The sequence below is a fragment of the Fructobacillus tropaeoli genome, from assembly GCF_001047135.2.
Taxonomy (GTDB): domain Bacteria; phylum Bacillota; class Bacilli; order Lactobacillales; family Lactobacillaceae; genus Fructobacillus; species Fructobacillus tropaeoli.
This window is the reverse complement of record NZ_DF968143.1, coordinates 1-688: the sequence shown is the minus strand read 5'-3', so window position 1 is coordinate 688 and position 688 is coordinate 1. Positions and strand designations below refer to the sequence as shown.

The following is a 688-nucleotide window of genomic DNA, read 5'->3' as shown; positions in this document are numbered from 1 at the left end:
ACTTTTGTAGAACGCTTTAGTCGCTATGCGGTCTCAATGGTTATTAAGGATAAGTCCGCTTATACCGTCAGCAAGTCTATTTCAAAGTTCTGCGAAAAATATAAAGGTTGTGTGGACAGTGTGACTTGTGACCGAGGGTCCGAGTTCATTGCCTTGCAGACGCGACAAATGTTGGATCAGCATGGCGTGAAATATTATTATGCCCATGCGTATTCACCGTATGAACGTGGTTCCAACGAGAATTTTAATAAGCTCTTGCGGGAATATTATCCAAAGAAAACCGATTTCGCCCATATAAGCCAATCTGAGCTCGATAAAACGGTCATGAGTATCAACACTCGCCCGATGCGAACACATCGTTACAGGAGCCGATTACAAGCATTTAGACGGCATTGCCAATATCGTCAGGTCGCATTTGACCAACGATTCTTAAACCCATCTTAAAGAGCAACAATTGAATTTTTTTGAACCAGTCAGGGACTGGCTTTTTTGCGTTGATCTAAAAGTTAACGCGCTTGGCATTTGATAACAAGTACGTTATAATTCAAGAAGTTCAGCGAAAAAAGAAGCGAAAATAACCGATTCTTTTTCGACGATAGAAAAACCAAAAAACTTTTTAAAAATAAAAAAGGCCTTATACCAAGCCTCGGAGCGATTGTTTACTTACGTTGTTAATTTTAGGGTTGCA

1 protein-coding gene is annotated in these 688 nt (G+C 40.1%); it reads left to right on the top strand.

Translation table 11 applies throughout. The features are described from left to right. On the top strand, positions 1–444 hold a 444-nt coding region (locus tag AOQ32_RS08430; protein ID WP_148666552.1), incomplete at its 5' end, for an IS30 family transposase. Positions 445–688 lie beyond the last annotated feature (244 nt).